At 50.3% G+C, this 21,226-nt stretch carries 20 protein-coding genes and 1 tRNA gene; 12 read left to right on the top strand and 9 right to left on the bottom strand.

The genetic code is table 11. From position 1 onward, the window contains the following. Positions 1–2 precede the first annotated feature (2 nt). The 6 genes from ACZ5BW_RS08790 to ACZ5BW_RS08765 all read left to right on the top strand — a co-directional run bounded on the left by ACZ5BW_RS08790 (position 3) and on the right by ACZ5BW_RS08765 (position 5,519). A complete protein-coding gene (locus ACZ5BW_RS08790) occupies positions 3–146 on the top strand; it encodes a hypothetical protein (RefSeq protein WP_464539020.1) in 144 nt (47 codons plus the stop codon). 322 nt (positions 147–468) lie between these two features. After that, positions 469–544 (top strand) — tRNA-Asn (locus ACZ5BW_RS08785). 153 nt (positions 545–697) lie between these two features. Next, the gene (locus ACZ5BW_RS08780; protein WP_464539018.1) at positions 698–1,618 is read left to right on the top strand and encodes a DNA-methyltransferase; all 921 of its coding nucleotides are present in this window, start codon (positions 698–700) and stop codon (positions 1,616–1,618) included. Beyond that, complete coding sequence (locus tag ACZ5BW_RS08775; protein WP_464539016.1) at positions 1,615–3,483, top strand: AAA family ATPase; 1,869 nt, start codon at positions 1,615–1,617, stop codon at positions 3,481–3,483. The genes ACZ5BW_RS08780 and ACZ5BW_RS08775 overlap by 4 nt, the downstream gene beginning before the upstream one ends. A 672-nt stretch (positions 3,484–4,155) precedes the next feature. Next, positions 4,156–5,082: a ParA family protein gene (locus tag ACZ5BW_RS08770; RefSeq protein WP_464539014.1), complete on the top strand. Its 927-nt coding sequence runs from the start codon at positions 4,156–4,158 to the stop codon at positions 5,080–5,082. After that, on the top strand, positions 5,079–5,519 hold the full coding sequence (locus ACZ5BW_RS08765; RefSeq protein ID WP_464539012.1) for a hypothetical protein: 441 nt from the start codon (positions 5,079–5,081) through the stop codon (positions 5,517–5,519). The genes ACZ5BW_RS08770 and ACZ5BW_RS08765 overlap by 4 nt, the downstream gene beginning before the upstream one ends. A gap of 13 nt (positions 5,520–5,532) precedes the next feature. On the opposite strand, the gene ACZ5BW_RS08760 is transcribed toward ACZ5BW_RS08765, so the two are convergent. The 4 genes from ACZ5BW_RS08760 to ACZ5BW_RS08745 form a co-directional block, all read right to left on the bottom strand. Continuing rightward, the gene (locus ACZ5BW_RS08760; protein ID WP_464539010.1) at positions 5,533–5,955 is read right to left on the bottom strand and encodes a hypothetical protein; all 423 of its coding nucleotides are present in this window, start codon (positions 5,953–5,955) and stop codon (positions 5,533–5,535) included. 10 nt (positions 5,956–5,965) lie between these two features. Continuing rightward, a complete protein-coding gene (locus ACZ5BW_RS08755; RefSeq protein WP_464539008.1) occupies positions 5,966–6,196 on the bottom strand; it encodes a hypothetical protein in 231 nt (76 codons plus the stop codon). Between the two features lie 287 nt (positions 6,197–6,483). Next, complete coding sequence (locus ACZ5BW_RS08750; protein ID WP_464539006.1) at positions 6,484–6,678, bottom strand: ATP-binding protein; 195 nt, start codon at positions 6,676–6,678, stop codon at positions 6,484–6,486. Further along, a complete protein-coding gene (locus ACZ5BW_RS08745) occupies positions 6,668–6,964 on the bottom strand; it encodes a response regulator (protein ID WP_464539004.1) in 297 nt (98 codons plus the stop codon). The genes ACZ5BW_RS08750 and ACZ5BW_RS08745 overlap by 11 nt, the downstream gene beginning before the upstream one ends. Before the next feature lie 191 nt (positions 6,965–7,155). Here ACZ5BW_RS08745 and ACZ5BW_RS08740 point away from each other — a divergent pair, with 191 nt between their 5' ends. The 5 genes from ACZ5BW_RS08740 to ACZ5BW_RS08720 all read left to right on the top strand — a co-directional run bounded on the left by ACZ5BW_RS08740 (position 7,156) and on the right by ACZ5BW_RS08720 (position 13,735). Beyond that, on the top strand, positions 7,156–7,464 hold the full coding sequence (locus tag ACZ5BW_RS08740; RefSeq protein WP_464539002.1) for a hypothetical protein: 309 nt from the start codon (positions 7,156–7,158) through the stop codon (positions 7,462–7,464). A gap of 200 nt (positions 7,465–7,664) precedes the next feature. Then, the gene (locus ACZ5BW_RS08735) at positions 7,665–9,062 is read left to right on the top strand and encodes a TolC family protein (protein ID WP_464539000.1); all 1,398 of its coding nucleotides are present in this window, start codon (positions 7,665–7,667) and stop codon (positions 9,060–9,062) included. A 108-nt stretch (positions 9,063–9,170) separates the two neighbouring features. Next, positions 9,171–10,331 carry an efflux RND transporter periplasmic adaptor subunit gene (locus tag ACZ5BW_RS08730; RefSeq protein WP_464538998.1) on the top strand — a complete coding sequence of 387 codons (1,161 nt, stop codon included), beginning with the start codon at positions 9,171–9,173 and terminating at the stop codon, positions 10,329–10,331. Further along, positions 10,328–13,387 carry an efflux RND transporter permease subunit gene (locus ACZ5BW_RS08725; protein WP_464538996.1) on the top strand — a complete coding sequence of 1,020 codons (3,060 nt, stop codon included), beginning with the start codon at positions 10,328–10,330 and terminating at the stop codon, positions 13,385–13,387. Before ACZ5BW_RS08730 ends, ACZ5BW_RS08725 begins: the two co-directional genes overlap by 4 nt. Before the next feature lie 51 nt (positions 13,388–13,438). Beyond that, complete coding sequence (locus tag ACZ5BW_RS08720; protein WP_464538994.1) at positions 13,439–13,735, top strand: P-II family nitrogen regulator; 297 nt, start codon at positions 13,439–13,441, stop codon at positions 13,733–13,735. A 152-nt stretch (positions 13,736–13,887) separates the two neighbouring features. On the opposite strand, the gene ACZ5BW_RS08715 is transcribed toward ACZ5BW_RS08720, so the two are convergent. Continuing rightward, the gene (locus tag ACZ5BW_RS08715; RefSeq protein WP_464538992.1) at positions 13,888–14,277 is read right to left on the bottom strand and encodes a four-helix bundle copper-binding protein; all 390 of its coding nucleotides are present in this window, start codon (positions 14,275–14,277) and stop codon (positions 13,888–13,890) included. A 350-nt stretch (positions 14,278–14,627) separates the two neighbouring features. On the opposite strand from ACZ5BW_RS08715, the gene ACZ5BW_RS08710 reads away from it, so the two are divergent. Continuing rightward, positions 14,628–15,662: a sulfite exporter TauE/SafE family protein gene (locus ACZ5BW_RS08710; protein WP_464538990.1), complete on the top strand. Its 1,035-nt coding sequence runs from the start codon at positions 14,628–14,630 to the stop codon at positions 15,660–15,662. A 208-nt stretch (positions 15,663–15,870) separates the two neighbouring features. On the opposite strand, the gene ACZ5BW_RS08705 is transcribed toward ACZ5BW_RS08710, so the two are convergent. The 4 genes from ACZ5BW_RS08705 to nhaA form a co-directional block, all read right to left on the bottom strand. Beyond that, complete coding sequence (locus ACZ5BW_RS08705) at positions 15,871–16,083, bottom strand: hypothetical protein (RefSeq protein WP_464538988.1); 213 nt, start codon at positions 16,081–16,083, stop codon at positions 15,871–15,873. A 418-nt stretch (positions 16,084–16,501) separates the two neighbouring features. Next, complete coding sequence (locus ACZ5BW_RS08700) at positions 16,502–17,155, bottom strand: PEP-CTERM sorting domain-containing protein (RefSeq protein WP_464538986.1); 654 nt, start codon at positions 17,153–17,155, stop codon at positions 16,502–16,504. Positions 17,156–17,401: 246 nt separating this feature from the next. Continuing rightward, positions 17,402–19,174 (bottom strand): FAD-dependent oxidoreductase, encoded by a 1,773-nt coding sequence (locus ACZ5BW_RS08695; protein WP_464538984.1) that lies wholly within the window; start codon positions 19,172–19,174, stop codon positions 17,402–17,404. An 85-nt stretch (positions 19,175–19,259) separates the two neighbouring features. Continuing rightward, entirely contained in the window at positions 19,260–21,101 is a 1,842-nt protein-coding gene (nhaA, locus tag ACZ5BW_RS08690; protein WP_464538982.1) for a Na+/H+ antiporter NhaA, read from the bottom strand. Positions 21,102–21,226: the final 125 nt, after the last annotated feature.

Below are 21,226 nucleotides of genomic sequence, written 5' to 3'. Positions count from 1 at the left end.
CTGTGAAAATACTAAAATTGTTTATAGTGACGTTATTGCTCGCTCAAATCATGGGTTGCGTATCCGTAGAGCGTCCTGCAGAAAAAGAAAAGGAGAAGGAAAAAATTATTGTCGTGCCAGAGAAAGATTCCGACAGAAATTATTGATCAATTCCGAAAATTCACAGCGCAGTTCATGCGCAAGCCAACCGCGTAAGCTGATACTTCATTAAATGGATCGTCCAATATTAAACGTGCTCCTTTTACGGAAAATTTAATATTGGACGAGCAAAGAAGTGGCCTGGACTAGAGGCAAAGGCATGACTTTTCTGGGCTGCGCTACTCGCAAGTCGATTTCCCTCTTTTGTTGAGATACAAGGCCACGGTATTTCAACTCCATCAGCCTTTAATGGCTCCTGTCAAGCCCAATAACTCACTGCTCCGGATTGACCAGCTTGGCCTAAGCTATTAGTATATGCACCTCTCCAATTCCCCGATAGCTCAGTCGGTAGAGCGACGGACTGTTAATCCGCAGGTCCCAGGTTCGAGCCCTGGTCGGGGAGCCAAATAAACAAGGATTTATTAAAAATTATTATCTTCTTGTTTTCGTTTAGTAGCCCCATAGTAGACTGAGCATCAGTTAAGTTCGATAGAAGGTGTTCGCGGTCAAGTAACCCCACCGCATCCTCCCATGGGGTTATAGATTTGAACATCTTCTCATGAAACAAAATCTACCCCCAGCAACGACCATTAATCCCTGCTGTTCCCCTCTCAGCAGGGAGGAGCCGCATACGGTTGAACCTCGTGAGTGGCATGGATCAGTATTCACAACTCAGCAGTGGAGCGTCTACCAAGGCGATGCTGTCTCAATCCTCACTAGATTACCTAATGAATCGGTTAATTGCGCCGTAACTTCACCTCCCTATTTTTGGTTACGTGATTACCGCGTGGAAGGGCAAATTGGTTTGGAAGAGACTGTCGAAGAATATGTAGAGTCAATTTGTTCGGTAATGGATCAGGTAATGCGCGTGTTGCGTCCAGATGGTTTACTTTTCCTAAATTTGGGTGACACCTACTATTCCGGGAAAGGCAAATCTCATGGCACCGATAAGAAAAGCAACAAGCGCCGCTTTGGTCTTCGCGCCGTCGATAAGAGTGGTGGGCTCGGAATCGGCATTCAACGTAAATCGATCATAGGTATTCCGTGGCGCGTCGCACTTAAGATGTCGACCCTTGGATGGGTTTTGAGAAGTCCAATCATTTGGCATCGAGAGCATTGTTTGCCGGAATCCGTCACAGATCGTCCAAGTAGAAGCTATGAGCATCTCTTCATGTTTGCCAAAAATCGACGTTACTATTTCAATAAGCAGCCTCTAATTGAACAAAAGGTCGAGGAAGATATGTGGACCATCCGGGCTAGACCAAAAATAACCAACGGATTAGATACGGCACCGTATCCAGACGAACTCGTTCAACGATGCCTTCAGATTGGTTGTCCCCCTGGAGGTGTAGTGCTTGATCCATTTCTTGGAAGTGGGACTACTGCTCGCGTTGCCTTGGCGATGGGATACTCGACGGTAGGCATCGACTTGAAAAGAGAGTTCTGCTTATATTCGGTTGATCAAATACGCGGTTTATGAGCAAATTTTTTACGGCATCACAGATAGCGGAATCTATTGCGGCACTAGCTGATGTTCACTCTTTCCATGGGATCACTTTCCTAGCTTGTAAGCAGGCAAATCTACCTGTCGGTAAAACAACAGTGTTTGCCATGGATACAAATACAGATTCGTTTCTTAAAAAACACCATCGAGTCGATCCTGTATCAGGTTGGTTTTTTAAACCCTTTAAATCATCCGATACGCAAAAGAAATGGGTGAGACCTGATTATTCCGCCAAGGGGCTTCAAGCGGTAAATACTCAAACATTTCGTGATGCGTTTATCCATCCGCACAATTCAAGAATATGGGGTTGGACGGAGAAATACGTAACCGTTCTTGAATCAAAACTCCCTAAAAAAAAGAAGATTCCAGCGTTCCATTTGGCCGTATGGTTATACCAACGAAGGGAGTGGCCCAACTCCATAACGACTGAAGACGTTCTGGCAACGTTCCTAAAAGAGTTCAATATAACCCCCCAGGAGGAAACGGCACTATTTGACACCACACTACCAAATTCACCCCTAGTTACTCCCCCCTTTAACGATAAAATTTACACTTGGGCGGAGCTTCGGTTGCTACTCCCGCCCGCCCCAGATGCAGCTCCTGATCAGGGTGGAACACTTTCTTATTTGGAAACAACTGCCCTTGGCCCCGCAGAAAAGTTCGTGCTTGAGCCGGCAGATCGTTTGACCCTGATTACAGGCGATAATGGGCTTGGTAAGACGTTTTTGCTCGAGTGCTGTTGGTGGGCTTTAACCGGGACCTGGCCGAGTCGTCCAGTTTTACCAAATTCTAATTTACATTTTGGTAACGCCGAGATTACGTTTGCGATTAAAGGCCAAGCTGCTAAACCGGAGCGAAAAACTATTCGATTTGATTGGAAATCGCTGGCATGGCCAGTCCCTAAGAAGCGTCCGACTATCCCTGGTTTAGTTGTCTATGCGCGTGTGGATGGTTCATTTGCAGTTTGGGATCCGGCGAAACAAAGCGTTTCTCAACCGGAGCAGCAGGCTGTCTTTACTAGCGCTGAGGTTTGGGATGGATTACCTGGCCGCATTGAAGGGTTAATTCGAGATTGGGTTCGCTGGCAAAATAGTCCGTCAAAATCTCCGTTCGAAACATTCAAACGGGTCCTTGCGCACTTGTCTCCTCCAGATCTTGGAATTTTGGAGCCAGGGGAACCAATGCGTGTGCCAGGTGATCCGCGGGACATCCCAACTATTAAACATACTTACGGCATAACGCCGATGATCTATTCCTCTGCTGGCGTTCGTCGTATCGTTACCCTTGCATACCTTATCGTCTGGGCATGGACAGAACACTTAATCGCCGCTGATTTAGCACGCACGACCCCACAACGACGCATCGTCATATTAGTTGATGAAATGGAAGCCCATCTCCATCCTAGATGGCAACGAGCGGTATTACCTGCACTGATGTCGACACAGGAAATGCTATCTCCCAAATTAGAAGCGCAATACATTGTTGCGACGCATTCTCCACTTGTGATGGCATCATCTGAAACAGTATTTACACCTGCACTGGATTCATTGGTTCATCTTAACCTAAGCGGGGCTGGCAAAGTGATCCTCGAAGAAGTCGACTTTGTGAAATTTGGAGATATATCAGCTTGGCTCACTTCACCAATTTTTGAGTTAAAACAGGCCCGTTCAAGTGGGGCGGAAGCTGCGATTGAAGCTGCAAAGAAATTGCAAAATAGTTTAGATATTTCTTCAGCTGAAGTTCGCAGCGTATCGGAGAGATTAGTCCGATATCTTGCTTCCGATGACAAGTTCTGGCCGAGATGGATTTTTTTTGCCGAGCAGCACGGAGTAATTCTGTGATTCCAGTCTCCCTCAAGGCGGAACCAGCAACATTTAATTCGAGGGTTAGACAGCTAGGAAAGTCCTTCCTAGCACAACGTCCCAATCCGACGAGTAAGGAATTCCAAAATAATTCATTTTGGAAGGCGTTAGCTCAAGAATTACATAACGCATATTCCGGTATATGTGCATATTCCTGCTTTTACTTAGTCCCACCAGGTACAACCGATCACTTCCTTCCTAAGTCAATCTATCCAAATGAGGCTTACGAGTGGAACAATTATCGACTTTGTTCTCATAGAATGAATTCACACAAAGGTAATAGCCGGGAGGTTATTGATCCGTTCGTAGTGAAACGCGGATGGTTTGTTCTCGATGTTCCAAGCTGTTTAATAAGGCCGGGAAAAGAGTTATCCGAAGTGCTTATAGACCAAATCGAAGCCACGATTAAGGTATTGCGGCTAAACGATGACGACTATTTCGTCCAAGAGCGATGCGATCTTATGGTGGCATTTGCTGCTGGAGAAGTTTCTTTGACATACCTATTTCGAAGATACCCTTTCCTTGCTTCGGAAATAGAAAGACAGGGGTTGCAAACGACGGCGGCTATGATTTTTAAAAGTCGATCCTCTCCTCTGTAGTCAATTATTACTTTGCACTAATCCATATAAGAAATGAATCAGGTTTGACAATATGAAAATCGTATCGGTGATCAACTATAAGGGCGGGGTCGGAAAGACCTCGTTGACTGCAAATCTTGCAGCAGAACTTGCTTGGCAAGCGAAACGAGTTCTCATGCTTGATCTTGATCCCCAGACGAGCCTGACTTTTTCTTTTATTTCACCTAGTATTTGGGAAAAGAATTTTTCAGAGAAAAAAACAATTAAAACGTGGCTCGAATCTTTTGATGGACCTAAACCCATCAATTTGGACACACTAATACATACGCCGACACGGGCACGTGCAGCGCTTAGGGGACGAGGGAAATTAGATATTATTAGCTCGCACCTGGGCCTCATTAATGTCGATCTAGAATTGGCGACAAAATTAGGTGGTGGCACTATCGCGCAGGTCAAAAAGAACTTCATAAATCTTCATCGAATGCTTTCAGTCGGTCTAAGAACGATTAATCCATCAGCATACGATGTAGTTCTAATTGATTGCCCTCCAAATTTTAATATCATTACCAAAATGGCAATTATTGCTTGTGACTTTATCCTCGTTCCTGCCCGACCGGATTTTCTTTCAACTATGGGTATTGACTACTTGATACGGAACGTAAATGGGCTGATAAAAGATTACAACGATTTTGCCAATATGACGCATGGTGATAAATTTGACGTAATTGATCCCAAGATACTCGGCGTCATATTCACGATGATCCAAGAATACGGAGGCGGACCGATGGCGGCGCATACGCAATTTATGAATCGGGTGAGGAGCATGAGTGGAATTTCCGCGTTTCCAAGCTATATTAAACGAAATGACACGCTATTTGCTGATGCTCCCGAGTTGGGGGTTCCGGTGGTTCTAAACGGCTATGATTCAGGGACTCATCAGAGCGTTGTGGATGGCCTTGAGAACGTTACGGCTGACTTCAAGAAACTTTTAGGGATATGAAAGGCGACAACCCCTTTGATGGGACGGTTGAACAAACTGCCCGCCTACTTAGAGCGTTAGCCACCCTTGTCGAGAAATCCAGCCCAGAGGAGATAGCTACGCTTCTGAAGGGCAAAGCATTGCTTGCAATTGTAGAGAAAACGTCTATTCCTCGTTCGAATGCTGTTTCGCCCAGTTTGCCATCCCCAGCATTTTCTGATCTACATGAAGTAGCGCAAACACTGCAAACGCTCAATTCGCGGGAAGAAGGCTTTTCGTTACTGTCGTCGCTTTCACTGTCGCGCCGGCAACTTGAAGGACTAGGACGACTCCTTGGTACCCCCATAATGAAGACAGACAACGTGGATCGTCTTACCCAAAAAATTATTGAGGCAAGTATCGGGTCGAGATTGAATTCAATGGCTATCCGGGGTGACAGTATTGAACCGGCGCCATAACAGGCGGCTCTCATTACTCCTCCGCCGATGAAAATATCCTTTTTGAGTTAGCACCTGCGTTATCCGTACAGTTATTGACAGGACTCCAAGGGGTAAATAGAACCTGAGATAGCTCGATTACTACCGGACTCTCATTCGCTAACTCATTAAGCTTGAGCGGCCTTTTTAACTTATTCGGTTCGGATTTATGCCGAATAGTCCATGTATGAATCCGGGTAGGGAATACAGTGTTTTCCCAAGCTATCCCAATCGTTTCCTCGCCCTTGGGCTCCCTGTAACGGTTAGGCTCATCATTCCATTGCTTGGCCAGCGATATCGGGCTGTCTTTTCGTTTGGCGTTTGGCCCACCCATCAGCATCACGAAACGGTCCCATTCGCCTTTGTCAGCCGCGTCTCTCAACTTTTCTAACTCTTTAGTTACACCCATTTCGCCCATGCGTCGTAGCTCACGCCATAACGTTACAGGCGGCCCACCAATCTGCTGAAACTGGCGTATGCCCCAAGTGCTCGCCCATATCTGCGAGCGGTACCTCCCACACTTCTGCTTCCGAGATTGCCGTTTCAAGCAACTGGTAGCAGGCCAGCGCATAGTCGCTGCCGGGGTTTTGCATTCCGCGTTCCTTTGCCACCTCAACCATGGCATTCAAAATTGAACCGTAATCGTGTTTCTTATCCATTTTCCCGTTCCTTCAATATTCCCCCAGTATTTCAATGGAATCTCTGTGGCGCTCGATATTCTGTTTCCAGCCCTTGATAAGCGCTTCCTGCCGGCGAGGATCATGCGAATGATAATCGGCCACCTTGAATGTTGGATCGGTGATCCACTTCTTATGCCGCGCAATCTGGTTTTCAAAGCTACGTATCCCTTTCGACAGTTGTTCTTCGCTAAGTTCGTGTTGCCGTCTATACCAGCCGCTATGTTTGCCGCCTGTTTTTCTATTTCATATGCGCTAACCATGCACCTTTATGAACCAAGAGGAAGCTCTATGACCACCTCAAGTCCTGACGAATCCCGCACAGCGTTCAGCGTCAGAAGTCCGGCGTGAAGCAGAACGATCTCACGAGCAATCGCAAGACCAAGCCCGCTCCCACCGGAGCGGGAGGATGACGTTCGATAAAAACGCTCAATGGCTTGTTGCCGTTGTTCATCAGGAATCATCGGCACCGCTCTTCAATCCAAGGATGCGTTGATTAACCCCATCTCTGGCGGTAAGAATCGGAACGGGTGTTGAATCCCGCCATCCGCGCAGCATCCGCAGCAATTCCATTCCGTCAAGATCTGGTAGTTCGAGGTAGAGAACCACGAGATCATAGGTGCCGACTGACAATGCTGTTACCGCCTCCGAAGCGTTGCTAACCGGATCGATTCCATATCCCGCAAAGGACAATGCCTGAATCAGCGTATCTCGAAGATCATCGTCATCTTCGATCAGCAAAAGTCTCATAGAAAATACACTCGTTAAAGAACATCTGATTATCACATACCAGGCTGTGCTCTTTTAGCTGTACTTGGTCCTCACCAGATGGTGCTTACTCCATTGGTCAGAGGCTGCCGCGCATCATTTCATCGGCTGAGCCCCAGTCGAGCTATCCAGTCATTTGTGACTTGTAAGAACTTTTTAAGGTTAGGTTCATTATGCTTTTACTAATTTACCGGGATTGCCTCGGTAGTACAGATTTGATCAATGGCTACATTCCCCATGAGGTGACTATGGACCGGAATCACGAGAATTGGCGTTCATTCTGGACGCTTGAGATAACTTCCCGAACGGCAGTACATCAATCCGGCGTCATAGCCCGAGTAACCCGCTCGCCAGATAATGCAAAAGTTGTCAGTATTTTCATTGAAAATACTGACAATTTGGATTTATCCCGCTGGGATTTGGGGGATATTTCCAGGCAAGCAATAGCATTATTACCGGAAAGAAGTTTTGAACGTGCTTGAAGGCGTATGAAGGGCATTTTCGTAGTGCAAGAATTATCCGGACAGATAGGCCGTCACCGTGCTTATTGATCCGATCAGAAAATACTATGAATCTCGTCATTCTGGGCTTGACCCGGAATCAGTCCAAACCAATAATGGCGCGCTTTGAACGTCACTAAGATATGCACTCCGGAGTACGAGTTGATTGTGAGCGAGCCGATGTGCTTAATCTTCTGAGCAATGTGTTGCCTGCAGTACGAATTGTGCTGGGGATCATGCTGTTTTCGTGTATATCAGCAATGCTTCACGCAGCTTCTTTCACGGTTCAGCCAGAATCTGCAAAAGAGGAATTTTCCATCACCGAACAACAGGCGATTGCACTGTTCTATCAGCGCAACCTCGGCTTGATCGCAGCCAGCCTCAACATCGATAACGCCAGGGCCCGGGAAATCATCGCCGCAGCGATTCCCAATCCGGTATTCAGTTTTACAGTTCACGAACTGGCCCCAAAGGCATTCGCGCCGGAAAGCCGTCACCTGGCAGTCCCCGCGTATTTACCGCAGATTCAGCAGCTTATAGAAACGGCCGGGAAACGGCGTTTACGGATAGAAAGCAGCGAGCTGGCTGCCGAGGCTGTGAACTTCGACGTGCAAGACGTTGCACGCGTGCTCACAAACACCGTGCGGCGCAGTTTTTACAATCTCCTGTTGGCCCAGAAGACGATCAAGGTTGCACGGGATAACCTCGAGCATTACCGGGAAATTCTGAGGGTAAACGAAATACGGCTCAAGGTAGGCGATGTTGCGGAGATGGATTTCGTTCGTATCGAGGTTGAAAGCCTCAAGGTTCAAAGCGATCAGGATCAGGCAAGGGCTGCATTGAATCAGGCGCGGGCCGACCTGCTATTGCTGCTGGGCTGGCCTGAAAGCAGCGTAGAAATCAATGCCGTCGAAACCTGGCCTCAAGCAACGCCTGAGATTGCGCTGGCGAGGCAGGATCAATTGGTTGAACGTGCGCTGGAACGGCGTCCGGATATGCGCGCTGCAAGGGTACGCATCGCCCAGGCGCGAAAAGTGCTCACACTCGCCCAACGGCAGGTCATTCCCGATGTGACAATAAGCGCGTTCTACGATCAGGATCAGGGTAACCAGTTTCCGCGTACTGGCGGCGTGGGTATCAGCATACCAATCCCTTTGTTCTACCAGCAAAAAGGTGAAATTTCCCAGGCTCGCGTAGGCTTGACTTCCAGCGAACTGGCATTAAGGCAGGCCGAGTATGACGTGCGCGCGGAAGTCATGAAGGCCTCGGCAGCCTGGCAAAGCGCCGACGCCATAGCACGACGCTTTGAAACTTCCGTGGTCAAAAAAATCGAGGCATTGCGCAAGGCACAGGAAATTGCTTATCAAAAAGGGGCAGTGGGAGTGCTGGATCTGATCGATGCTGAGCGAAGCTATCGGGCAATCATGCTGGATTATTATGCCGCGCTGGCAAACCGCAGCAAAGCCTGGGCGGATTTGCTGATGGCATATGGTGAGGAAACCGGAAATTCCCACCGTAATTCTTCGGACCGGGACGACTGGCGATACGCTCGTCCCCAACGGGTAAATCCTGGCAAGTAGTCAGACCGTTTCCTATCAGAAGCCAATTCATGTGCCCTTTCCTGACCTTCAGTCTGCCTCTTGCATGGCGCTGTTATGAAACTGGTATGCAGGGTTTGAACTATTGAAATGAACGTGAAGTTACGCCTTACCATTCAACTCTCGGCAGGACTATTGAGTCTGTCGCTGCTGGCCTGTCAACAACAAAACAATGGCGAACCGCCACAGGCACGCGTTCTTCCTCCTGCGGACGAAGTGGTACTCCGGTCGGAATCACCCAAGCGTCAATATATTGAGGAAGCAATTGTCGAACCAGTCCAGCGCCCATTGATGGATCCCGTCACGGGCAAGATTACCTACGACGAAGTTCGTACTGCTCGTGTCTCCTCGCCCATTGCCGGACGGGTAATCGGCGCCATTACCCCGTTGGGAACATCGGTTCGCGCAGGCGATACACTGGCGGTCCTGGATAGCCCGGACCTGGGAGAGGCGCAATCTGCTTACGCGGCGGCCATGGCGGATCTGAATCTCGCCGAGAGGAATTTTCAGCGATTACAGGAGTTGTATGATAACGGCATTGCGCCGCGCAAGGAGTACGAGCAGGCCGAAGATAATCTGACACGCATGCGCAGCGAGGCCGAACGGGCCAGACTCAAGCTTGCAAACCTGGGGGCGCGTCCGGGACGAATGGATAACCGCTTTTCCCTGCACGCACCCATTCCGGGAACGGTCACGGAACGCACTATCAATCCCGGGATGGAAGTCAGGCCGGACCTTGCTGCACCGCTGTTTGTCATTTCCGACCTACGACAGTTATGGGTGCAGATGGATATTTTCGAGAAGGATATCGGCCTGATTCATGTGGGTACCAAAATTCTGCTTAAGGTGCCGGCGTATCCCAACGAGAATTTTATCGCGACCGTCAGCTACATCAGTCAGGTGGTGGACGAAACTTCGCGTACTGTGAAAGTACGCTGCATCCTGCCCAATACGGACGGCCGCCTGCTGCCTTCCATGTTCGCTGCCATTGAAGTGCAAAGCGACCCGGGCGATCTGGCAATCGTCGTGCCACTGACGTCATTATTTACCGAGAACGAGTCCGACTGGGTGTACGTGAATATTGGCGATTATCACTACCGCCAGCGCCCGGTTAAAGTAGGTTTACGCCTCAAGGACCGCGCGGTAATTCTCGAGGGTTTGAAGCCTGGCGAACACTTTGTCGTACACGGCGCGCTGTTGTTGCGCACCGAGCAGGACACCGAGCATCAAACCGGGGAAAGCCACCCGTGACTTATAAAATCATTGCGTTCTGCCTGCAGCAGCGCCTGCTGGTCCTTATCGCTGCGGGATTGCTGGCGGCCATCGGCCTGTTATCGTTCGAGCGCCTGCCAATACAGCCCTTCCCCGACGTTCAGAATGTTTTCGTACAGGTCGTGACGCAATATCCGGGCCAGGCGCCGGAAGAGGTGGAGAAACTGATCACGCTGCCGATCGAAAAGGAAATGAACGGATTGCCTGACCTGATCAACATACGTTCAGTATCCATTTTCGGCTTGTCGGTGGTTACCCTGACCTTTGATGACGCTGCAGAGGATTATTTTTCACGGCAGCAAGTGCTGGAGCGGTTGAAATCAGTTAGCCTGCCAGCGGATACCAGGCCTCTGCTCGGGCCCCTGTCAACCGGTATAGGCGAAATCTATCGTTACCGTATCCAGGCGCCTGGCGTTCCCCTCGTGGAACAGCGCGCGCTGCAGGATTGGGTGATCGAACGCACGCTCCGGTCTGTCCACGGTGTGGCCGATGTGGTGGCCTTCGGCGGCGGCATCAAGGAATACCAGGTTCAGGTGGACCCAAACAAGCTCAAGAATTACAAGCTGACGATTACCGACGTCTATGCGGCCATTAACGCCAACAACGCCAGTATCGGTGGCGGCTATATCGACCACGGCAGCGAAGCATTGGTGGTTCGTGGCGCCGGGCTGCTGAGATCACTGGAAGAAATCGGCAATATCGTTATCGCCAGCAACCAGGAGGGCGTGCCTGTTTTTGTCAAGAATGTTGCCGAGGTAGTCATTGGCCCTGCGCCGCACACTGGGCTGGTCGGTTTCAACGAGTACGACAATGTGGTTGAAGGCATTGTCCTCCTTATCAAGGGCAAGGATGCCAATGAAGTATTGAAAGGCGTCAAGGCCAAAATCGAGTTTCTTAATGGCCACGGACTGCCGCCCGGTATCAAGATCATTCCCTTTTACGACCGAACTGAACTGGTGCGGCACACCGTTCATACGGTCGAACACAATATGTTGCTCGGCGCAACACTCGTGCTGGCGATACTGGTTATTTTCCTTCGCCGGTTCTGGGCTGCGGTAGTGGTAATCATCGTCATTCCGATGTCCTTGCTGTTTGCGTTTATCCTGATTGAAACCTGGCACATCTCCGCCAATCTCATTTCGCTTGGCGCGATCGACTTCGGTCTTATTGTGGATGCGGCGATCGTGCTGGTCGAAGCTGTCATGGTCAAGGTAACGCTGGAGATGCGCCAGCACGCTACTGTGGCGCACATGCGGCAATCGATGCTCATCACCGCGGCGGAGATGTCCCGACCCATGCTTTTTTCCCAAGCGGTCGTGATTGTCGCTTTTCTGCCGATTTTTACCTTTCAGCGCGTTGAGGCGAAAATCTTCTCTCCGATGGCCTATACGCTCAGTTTCGCCATGCTGGGCTCCCTCATCATTAGCCTGACCCTGATACCCGTACTATTGAGTTATATGCTGGGGCCAAAGCTCGCGGAGACGCATAATCCCCTGGTGCACACCATGGAACAGCGCTACCACAAATTCCTGGAAGCGGTATTGGCGAAGCCCAGGAAATTATTTGCGACCGCCGGCATCGCGCTGGCTTTGTCACTGGCTTCTGCGCCGCTGATCGGCACCGAATTCATGCCCAAGCTCGATGAGGGGAATATATGGCTGACCATCACCTTGCCCACGCCTGTTTCATTGGACAGGGCAAAACGGCTGGAGGAAAAGATACGGGCAAGCATACTCGAATTCCCCGAGGTCAAGTCGGTGCTCACACAACTTGGGCGCCCGGAGGATGGCACCGATCCCAAAGGTTTTAATAACCTGGAACTTCTCATCGATCTCAAGCCGAAGGAAACTTGGCGGTATGGCAAGAAAGACGATCTGGTCAAGGCCATGAATAAGCGCCTGCAAGTGTTCCCTGGCCTGCTGCTTAATTTCTCCCAGGTGATTCAAGACAATGTCGAAGAGGCGATTTCCGGCGTCAAGGGCGAAATCGCCATCAAGATTTTTGGTCAGGACCTAAAAATCCTCCAGGAGAAAGCCAACCAGATAACAGGAATTCTGAGAACTATAAGAGGTGCCACCGATGTGGCTGCTGAACAGCAATCAGGACTGGCTCAGCTCGTTATCTCCATAGACCGGACTAAAATTGCCCGCTATGGTATTAATATTTCCAACATAGAAGATGTAATCGCCATGGCCGTCGGCGGCAAGGCGGCAACGCAAATTCTTGAAGGAGAGCGCCGCTTCGATGTCACCGTGCGGCTGACGGCGGTGACGCGTGATTCCGTGGGAGCGATTGAAGACATAATCGTTCTCTCGCCTAATGGCGGTCGCATTCCACTGGCCGAGCTGGCTGAAATCAAGGTCAATCAGGGTGCTTCTCGTATCAGCCGGGAGGATAATATGCGACGTATCGCCATCAAATGTAACCTGATTGGACGCGATCAAGGGAGTTTCGTAGCAGAGGCGCAAAAAAAAGTCGCGCAGCAGGTTCAACTCGCGCCAGGTTACGACATTGTCTGGAGCGGCCAGTTCGAGAATCAGCAGCGCGCGATGAAACGACTGTCGTTTATTGTGCCCGTCAGTCTGATCCTGATTTTCCTGTTGCTGTTCTGGACATTCCGGTCAGCCAAGCATGCATCGCTCATTGTCATGAATGTACCGTTCGCGCTGATTGGCGGCCTGATCGCCCTCCTGCTGACAGGCATTCACTTAAGCGTGTCGGCAGCGGTAGGTTTTGTTGCCTTATTTGGCATCGCCGTGCAAAATGGAGTGATCCTGATATCCAAGGTCAACCTGCTCAGGCGGGAGGGGCTTCCTCCACATGAAGCCGTTCTGCAAGGCTCCATCAGCCGCCTGCGACCTGTCGTGATGACGGCCCTCGTGGCAATGCTGGGGCTATTGCCTGCCGCGCTTTCCACCAGCGTGGGGGCGGAAGCTGTCAAACCTTTCGCGACGGTCATTATTGGTGGACTCATGAGTTCCACCATTCTTACCCTGACCATGCTTCCTGCGCTCTACTCGAATTTTGAAGAATAACCACAACACACTGCCCTCATGAAAGAAATCCGCGCATACATTGAACCCTTCATGTTATCCAAGGTAACGCAGGCGTTACTTGAAATTCCGGATTTCCCAGGCATGAGTGTCTCGGATTGCTATGGCTTTGGCAGAGAGCGGATTGCTGATAGCAGTTTCGATCCTTATATGCCGAAAAAACGCATCGAAATTTTTGCTTCCGATGAGCAGGTGGACGATATTTTCAGCACGGTTATGCACGCCGCCAATACCTATCAGGACGGCGCAGGCAAAATTTATATCATAGACGTGGGCAGAAGTGGGAACATCAGCAGCGGAGAACGTCATCAGGAAGATTCCCCTTCCTGACAGAAGTAACGATCATCAAAAAGATGCTGTTTTCATGTTTTTAATCCATTATCTGTAGTAGTTCAGATTTGCTGACCGTATCGCCCACCTGCGCCACCTTGTTGCACATATGACTCGTCGCTGCAAGCCCTCTAAAAAAAGAAACCGACCTGCTACAAATCATCTGCGGGAACGCGCTCCTGCGCTCCAATGTCTTGATTAGCGTAAGAGCCAGCCATCTGGCGGCAGCTCTCGGCGCACTCGCGGCAGATTTTGATACACTCTTCCATGTCACCCACCTGTTCACAACTCCTGGCACAAGCTTCACAGGCTTCGGCGCAGACTCCACAGAGTTGGCTGCTTAAAGTGGAATTGCTCAGCATGAAATTGGCCGAGGTCTGACAGATCTCGGCACAGTTCACCATGAGCCGCATATGCTCCGGGGAAACATGCTTGCCACCTGACTCCAGGCAATGGGTCATCGCTTCGTGCAGGCATGTTTGATGGCAGCGATTACACCTGTCGATGCATGACTGCATTTTGGAATCGAAAGTATGGGTCATGCGAAGCCTCCTTTAAATTGGTAAATAAGCTAAATCCTGATCCTGCTTCTATGGAAAATCCGTGCGATGACAAACAGACATATCGGGATTAGGCGCCGGAACAAACACGCCAGAGCTCTGATCAGGCGTTTGGAAGATGAAGCAAAGTAACTGGGCTACCAAGAGCTATACCTCAAAACGGAGTACAGCAGGAATTTCTATGAGCAGCTTGGTTGGAAAGTTTTTGAGATAATTTCAGGAATGACCTCCGGTATCGTTCCTGATGAACAAGACTCTCCCCGTGCATTGCTTGATCGTACCGTACACTAGCTTAAGTCCAGCCTGCCTCTTTACCGGCTTCTTTCACTATCATGTTGTATCTCTATCTCTTTCTCGCCGCGTTTCTGGCATTTTCACTTAGCGCGTTTTGTGGAGGGGGTGCCGGATTATTGCTGATTCCAATCCTTGGCTATTCTCTTCCAGTAAATCAAGTTCCAGCAGCACTTACTCTCGGAGCCGCAACAAGCTCATTTTCCAGAATCTGGATATTTTTTAAAGCCATTCGTTGGGATATGGCTAAACTGTTTTTGCCAACAGCTATGGTAGGAGTGGTTTTAGGCGTAGAAATGCTAAGTTATCTGGAGCCGATGTATTTAGAGTTGTGCATGAGCATATTTCTTATCTCTAATCTTCCCTGGCTTTTTAGAAAACAGGAACAAAAGCACGCCGTATTGTTTCCTATTCCATCATGGCAGCTCAGAATGGTCGGTTTTTTGACTGGTTTTGTTTCTGGTTTGACCGGTGCGGTGGGTGTCCTGTTTAACCGTTTTTATTTTCGCTACGGTCTGGACAATCATGAAATTATTGCAACCCGTGCTGCGAATGAAGTCTTATTGCATTTAATCAAGCTTTATCTTTATGCCGCATTGGGTTTGTTTCAGCTAAAAACCATAGGAATCGGCCTGATAGTCGCGCTATCCGCCGTTCTATCCTCTAGCTTCATGAAATTCGTCTTGCCTAGGGTATCTAGAGGGCTATTCATGCGGGTTGGCTACAGTGCCATGGTGATCTCTGGCATATTGATGCTGAACAGTGCGGTTGTTCATATCAAACTTGCAAATGATCCTCATCTTAGAGTGATTTTTCTGGCTGAAGAACTAGGTGCCAGATTGACCTGGAAGAAGTTGATCTATTCGGTAGAGTTTGATTACAACAAAGGATTAGAGTTCGAAAGAGTTGTTCCCCTGTCATCTCTTTCGATCGAACGACAACGCTACGTCCAATCCTTGCAGGACGGAGCCGCAAAAATTGTTATCGAAAAAGTGTATACCTTGACAACAATATCCTATGAGGTCAATTATTTTGATGAGCAAAATCGTTGGATTAAGAAAATCGAATTCGATTGAGAGCATCAGCAGGGCGACTGAGTAATGCTGCAGCCAAGGGTTCTCCTCAAGCTCCTCCGAATAGCAAACAGAACAAACAAAGTAAGACGGCCTTCAGAAAACCGCTTGCATTTCTTGGAAGTGAGGATAGAAGTATTTCGATCGACTGAGCAATGCTCATTTTGAAACCAGATCCTGACTCAGTCGGTTTTTTTGTTTCTGCCTTTTCTTAATCAGCTGCTTTTCGTACTTCGGAGCGCAGCGCAAAGCCGATGCTAGGGCCTTCAGGGTTTATCCAGAATACGGTGTTTTCTGGAAAGCCCATGAGCAATTCTTGATGGAAATGGCGCTTCAAAAGATCGTGGGGATAATTGCTGGAAAAATTTCTTACTCGTTTGACATGTCCTGTATGCGTTCTCGTATAGACGGCGTAATTAGGCATAACTCCTTCCCAGTTGTATCGAAGCTTCTATTTTGACGGCGGTTTATTGCAGTATTAATGCAGATGGTGAAGCTTCACGGGGTCAACATTTGAAATTAACGATTGGGCATAGCTTGACTGGCGCGCTGGGGAAAGGAAACGATCTGTCCGATGGTGCTGAATAAGGTGGTAATTCAAGGCGATCTCGGCGGCGGCGCTAGCTAACAGGGAGGATTTCGGCGAAAACGGTTTGAAGCTTTGATCTAACAAAGAGTAGATTGAGTCACATTATGAATGCGAACACCTGGTAATACCTGGTAGAGGGGACTCGGATAGCAAGGCAATGGGTAAAGCATTTCAACAATCTACCAGTGCTGAATGCTTTGTCGGACGAGAAAAAGCCTCCAAAAGAGGAGGCTGTGACAAAAGGACTATCTACTTAAAAGGTTATTTGCTTCTTGCGGCTCCGAATAACCGTGCCTATCAGTCCCAAGCCGGCCAACAGCATCGCAACGGACTCGGGTTCAGGAACAGTAGTGACCTCAAAGCCAGTGAAACCTATCTCCGCTGAACCGGTGTATGGGTTACTAACGATCCCGTGGTCAAAATCTATAGCGGTTCCTACAAACCATCCGGGTAATGTTGAATTCGATCCGTTCGTAAAACTCAGAATTGTACCTTCTGCCGGTGGATCGAAACTGGATTGACTAGAGTCGATTGCCAAAAAAATATCCGGACCCGAAGGATTTGGGTTTTCCAGGAATCCGACTTTTTCCGGCACCAACTGTGTTACCGAAAATACTGCTGTCCTGCGTTCTTGCATGTTCTCGGTTAGAGATATTGTGTACCTGTTAATTTCAAATCCTGCATTAAAAATTCTTGTTTCTCCACTAGCCATGGTGACATCATCTGCGGCATTGCTTGGTTGAAGAATCACCCTATTATTATTGTTTTTGTCGAGTACTACGAGGTCCGATAGTACACGTGGAAATACACTATTGTTTTTGACCTCTATAAACGGTCCCGCCATTGCCGATGACCCAGCAGTTATCATGCCCCCCAGCACCAGCAGGGGGATAAATAGTCTTTTCACAGTGTCCTCCTTTAGAGAAATTAAGGAAAGAATTGTCCTTGCTCGCCTTTTGGTGCTGCGGTTGATCTAATCCTCAATATTTCCTGAGCAAGGACTATCTACAGAACGAGAGTTAATCAAGATTTTGATCGCTCTCAGAGTTATTAATAGCAGATAAAGGCCAGTTCATTTTGTAATCATTTTCCCGGGTGAGCTACATGGTGCCTCGAAAGCCTCAACCGCAATGACCTGCCATAGCTCCCATTCTCACTCCGGATTAGCTTCATGCAATGCTCGCAAGGCATGTAACTGGGCAACCACAGCGGCGCCTTCGCCTACAGCGGCAGCGACCCGTTTGGTTGAGTTGGCACGTACATCGCCAATGGCGAATACCCCTTGTATCGAAGTTTCGAGCGGTAGGGGTTGACGGCCATTTTCCGAATACGCCGACTGCTCATGGTCGGCAGACGAGAGATCCAGGCCAGTACAGACAAACCCCTTGTCATTTAATTTAACACCGCAATTCTCAAGCCACAGGGTGTTCGGATCAGCCCCCACGAAAAGGAAAATATGCTGGGTTGATTTCGTTTGTATACTGCCGTTTTGGTGATGGCGCCAATGAACGGCGCTCACTCCTTCTTCTTCACTGCCTTCGATGGCAACGATCTCGGATTGCGTATGCAAGGTAACGTTCGCCAGGGACCCGATACGGTCGATGAGATATTTCGACATGCTTCTTGCCAGATCAGCTCCGCGAATCAAGTGATGTACATGCGCCGCGTGGCTCGCCAGGAATACTATGGCTTGTCCAGCCGAATTGCCGCCTCCGACCAACACCACTTCTTCCTGCCGGCATAGCGCGGCCTCAATCGGCGAAGCCCAGTAATGGATGCCGCGACCTTCGTATTTATCGAGTTCGGGTATGGCGGGACGGCGATATTTTGCACCTGTGGCGATAACCACCGTTTTTGCAGAAACCTTGACACCACAATCCAGTTTGAGCGCGAGTGGAAAGCGGGTGCAATCAAGTGACGTCACTTCGACGGGGACCACCATTTCGGCACCAAATTTCTGTGCCTGAACATAAGCGCGTCCCGCGAGCGCCTGACCGGAGATACCAGTCGGGAAACCAAGGTAATTTTCGATTCTTGCACTTGCGCCCGCCTGGCCGCCGAATGCATGGGTGTCGAGCACAAGTACGGAGAGGCCTTCCGATGCAGCATATACCGCGGCGGCAAGACCAGCGGGACCAGCGCCAACGATCACGACGTCGTAGACACGGTCCGCGTTCAGATTGATGTATAAGCCGAGGCGATGCGCAAGCTCCCTTTCGCTCGGGCATTTAAGGACCGTTCCATCGGGACAGACAACCAGCGGCAATTCATTTGAACGCGGCCGGTGTAGCTTCATCACATCTTCTGCAACACTATCGAGTGCCGGATCCAGTACCAGATGGGGATGACCATTCCTTGAAAGAAATCCCTGCAACCGCACCATATCCGCCCCGCCGGGAGGACCGATCAGTAGCGGGCCGCCTCCGCCGATTTCGATCAGTCCCACGCGTCTCAGGATCAGAGCCCTCATGATGCGTTCTCCAACCTCAGCCTCGGCCACAACCACTGCCCGCAAGGAGGGCGGATCTATCATCAATGCCTCGACCACCTCAAGGGCACGCCCATAGGCAAGAGGAGGATGGCCCGACAGCTGGCTAACTTCGCCCGTGAAGTCGCCCGGTCCGCCTTCAATTATGGGAATCTCGATGCCGAGGCCATTTTTGCGTGTGATCAGAATGCGTCCGCGCAGCAAAACGAACATGCCGGTCCCGCGCCTGCCGGGTTCGAATAATAGCTCACCCGGCTGCCAGGTGCGCACCGTGCCAAAGTGCCGCAGCCGGGTAATTTCATCCGGGGCAAGCTTGGGAAATATCTGCTCGCGGCGCGACGCCAGGCTTGGCGGCAATGGAAAATTCGCCGTGTCGAGTGGGGCGTCGCTCGCTTGATCAGCCCCTGGTGGGAGCAAGCTGTCAGGGATTTTTTTCATCGTGATACCGGATCCTTCTTGAGAACCATGATCCATGGTTATCCGCCAGTTTTACTGTGTCATAAGAAGCATTATAGTCCGTGACCTATGCGCCGTTTTGCTTGCGTCGCCCGTCCGCGTTCCATAAGATAGCCACCCCGAGGATCGCTGATACTATTGAAGCGATAAACACTGCGATCTTGGCTGCGGCAAAATCAGTCAGTGTGGGGAATGCCTGGCTCGCGATAAACAGCGACATGGTGAAGCCGATCCCTGCAAGCGCCCCGGCTCCGGTTAATTGCCGCCATGAGTATTCGCCAGGCTTGGTGGCAATTCCAAGCCGCACAGCGATAGCCGATACCGACACCAGTCCCAGGGGCTTGCCGATCACCAATCCGAAGATAATCGCAAGCATAAGAGGTTCGTGGCCCATGAGGGTATCCGGGATAACCGCGACTCCTGCATTGGCCAAGGCGAACAGCGGCAGCACAAGATAGCTCGACCTGGCACCGGCATTGCGCAGCAGGCGATCGGCGGGCGATTCCAGGCGGTCATGGATTGCGTCGAGCGCCCGCAGCGCCGGAAGCGAAGGGCCATGCCGCAAGACCTCACCGCTACGTCGCGCCTCGGTAGTCAGGATCGCATCCGCCTGGACCATCATCGTCGCCAGATTCGGGGGCGGTCTTGTCGGAATGAATAGCGCCAGGATCACGCCCGCCATAGTGGCGTGAAGTCCGCTTGCGAGCACACAGGCCCAAAGCAGGACGCCCAGAAAGACATAGGGTGTGACACTGTAAATGTGGAAGCGGTTGAGGAGAGCCAGCACCCCGATAATGACCGCAGCGCCCACAAGATAGCCGAAGTTCATCGTGCCGGAGTAAAAGATTGCCACGACGACGATTGCTCCAATATCGTCGACGATAGCTGCAGCTGTCAGGAAGATGCGCAGCTCAGCCGGGACGCGGTTTCCCATCATCACGATCAGCGCCACGGCAAACGCCGTGTCGGTTGTCATCGGAACCCCCCATCCATGCGACCAGGCTCCCACGGGAATCAATAGCAGGTAAAGGATCGCCGGCACCACCATGCCGCCGATGGCCGCAGCAACCGGCAAGGCCCCTGATCGTACGCTGGCGAGGTGGCCGACTGTAAATTCGCGCTTGATTTCCAGCCCCACGACTAGAAAGAAGATCATGAGCAGACCGTCATTGATCCAATGGAGTAAGGACATCTTGAACTCGGCGCTACCGAGTGAAACACCCAGATACAGCTCCCACAGTGCCGTGAAGGAGGGCCCAAGGCCGGAATTCGTAAGAACCACAGCAAGGATCGTTGCCAGTAAGAGCAGGATACCCGCGGAAGGCGCCCAGTCGGCAAAGTCGAGGGCGACACCCCGCAATCGGTTCCCTGGCGAACCGAGCATCGCATCGGCGAAAGAGTTTTCATCCCATGGGTCATCATAGCGCCGACCATTGATAAAGAATGTCGGCGTGACCAAAGCGTGACTGACCTGGGCGCTCTTTACGTCCATCTGGACACGCGCTTTAGCGCGCTCATCGGCTTCTCTGGCTTTAACAGGATCTGGCAAGGGCACCCCCAGATCGTGGGCAACCGCAATCAAATCCTCCTCTGTCAACGTCTCAGAACGTGTCATCAACGCGATGTGGGCATTCCAAAAGCTTTTGGTATCTTTCGTATGCTCCACTAGCTCGGCAGCGCGGAGAGCGATATCGCTTCCAGCTAGAGGGTAATGCCGAAATACATAACGAAGGCGATCGCCCAGCTGATCACGAACCTGAGCGATTCTTTCATTCGCAGCACGGCAATATTGGCATGCGTAGCTTCCGTACTCCACCAAGGTTATTTCGGCGTTCGCTGGCCCGAGCGTATGGTCGTAGTCGTTATCGACCGGACGATCGAGCTTGCTGCTTAATTTCACCTCTGACACTGAATGGCCTCACTCAATGGACAATATTCGCAATTACTTCGTCTTTGGCTGAGTAGCTAATGAAAAATATTATAGTAGTAGCTCCGGAAAATCGGACGCCATGGCGTGCTCAAGAGATTCAAGGC

This window comes from Nitrosospira sp. TNL300 (assembly GCF_055385915.1).
Note: the sequence above shows the minus strand (reverse complement) of the source record. Positions and strands in the feature narration are given on the sequence as shown.

Bases quoted from the DNA above. Each gene is read 5' to 3' on its own strand.
- ACZ5BW_RS08780 (WP_464539018.1), top strand. From the start codon at position 698: ATGAAACAAAATCTACCCCCAGCAACGACCATTAATCCCTGCTGTTCC.
- ACZ5BW_RS08775 (WP_464539016.1), top strand. From the start codon at position 1,615: ATGAGCAAATTTTTTACGGCATCACAGATAGCGGAATCTATTGCGGCA.
- ACZ5BW_RS08770 (WP_464539014.1), top strand. From the start codon at position 4,156: ATGAAAATCGTATCGGTGATCAACTATAAGGGCGGGGTCGGAAAGACC.
- ACZ5BW_RS08765 (WP_464539012.1), top strand. From the start codon at position 5,079: ATGAAAGGCGACAACCCCTTTGATGGGACGGTTGAACAAACTGCCCGC.
- ACZ5BW_RS08760 (WP_464539010.1), bottom strand. From the start codon at position 5,955: ATGGGCGAAATGGGTGTAACTAAAGAGTTAGAAAAGTTGAGAGACGCG.
- ACZ5BW_RS08755 (WP_464539008.1), bottom strand. From the start codon at position 6,196: ATGGATAAGAAACACGATTACGGTTCAATTTTGAATGCCATGGTTGAG.
- ACZ5BW_RS08750 (WP_464539006.1), bottom strand. From the start codon at position 6,678: ATGATTCCTGATGAACAACGGCAACAAGCCATTGAGCGTTTTTATCGA.
- ACZ5BW_RS08745 (WP_464539004.1), bottom strand. From the start codon at position 6,964: ATGAGACTTTTGCTGATCGAAGATGACGATGATCTTCGAGATACGCTG.
- ACZ5BW_RS08740 (WP_464539002.1), top strand. From the start codon at position 7,156: ATGCTTTTACTAATTTACCGGGATTGCCTCGGTAGTACAGATTTGATC.
- ACZ5BW_RS08730 (WP_464538998.1), top strand. From the start codon at position 9,171: ATGAACGTGAAGTTACGCCTTACCATTCAACTCTCGGCAGGACTATTG.
- ACZ5BW_RS08720 (WP_464538994.1), top strand. From the start codon at position 13,439: ATGTTATCCAAGGTAACGCAGGCGTTACTTGAAATTCCGGATTTCCCA.
- ACZ5BW_RS08715 (WP_464538992.1), bottom strand. From the start codon at position 14,277: ATGACCCATACTTTCGATTCCAAAATGCAGTCATGCATCGACAGGTGT.
- ACZ5BW_RS08710 (WP_464538990.1), top strand. From the start codon at position 14,628: ATGTTGTATCTCTATCTCTTTCTCGCCGCGTTTCTGGCATTTTCACTT.
- ACZ5BW_RS08705 (WP_464538988.1), bottom strand. From the start codon at position 16,083: ATGCCTAATTACGCCGTCTATACGAGAACGCATACAGGACATGTCAAA.
- ACZ5BW_RS08695 (WP_464538984.1), bottom strand. From the start codon at position 19,174: ATGAAAAAAATCCCTGACAGCTTGCTCCCACCAGGGGCTGATCAAGCG.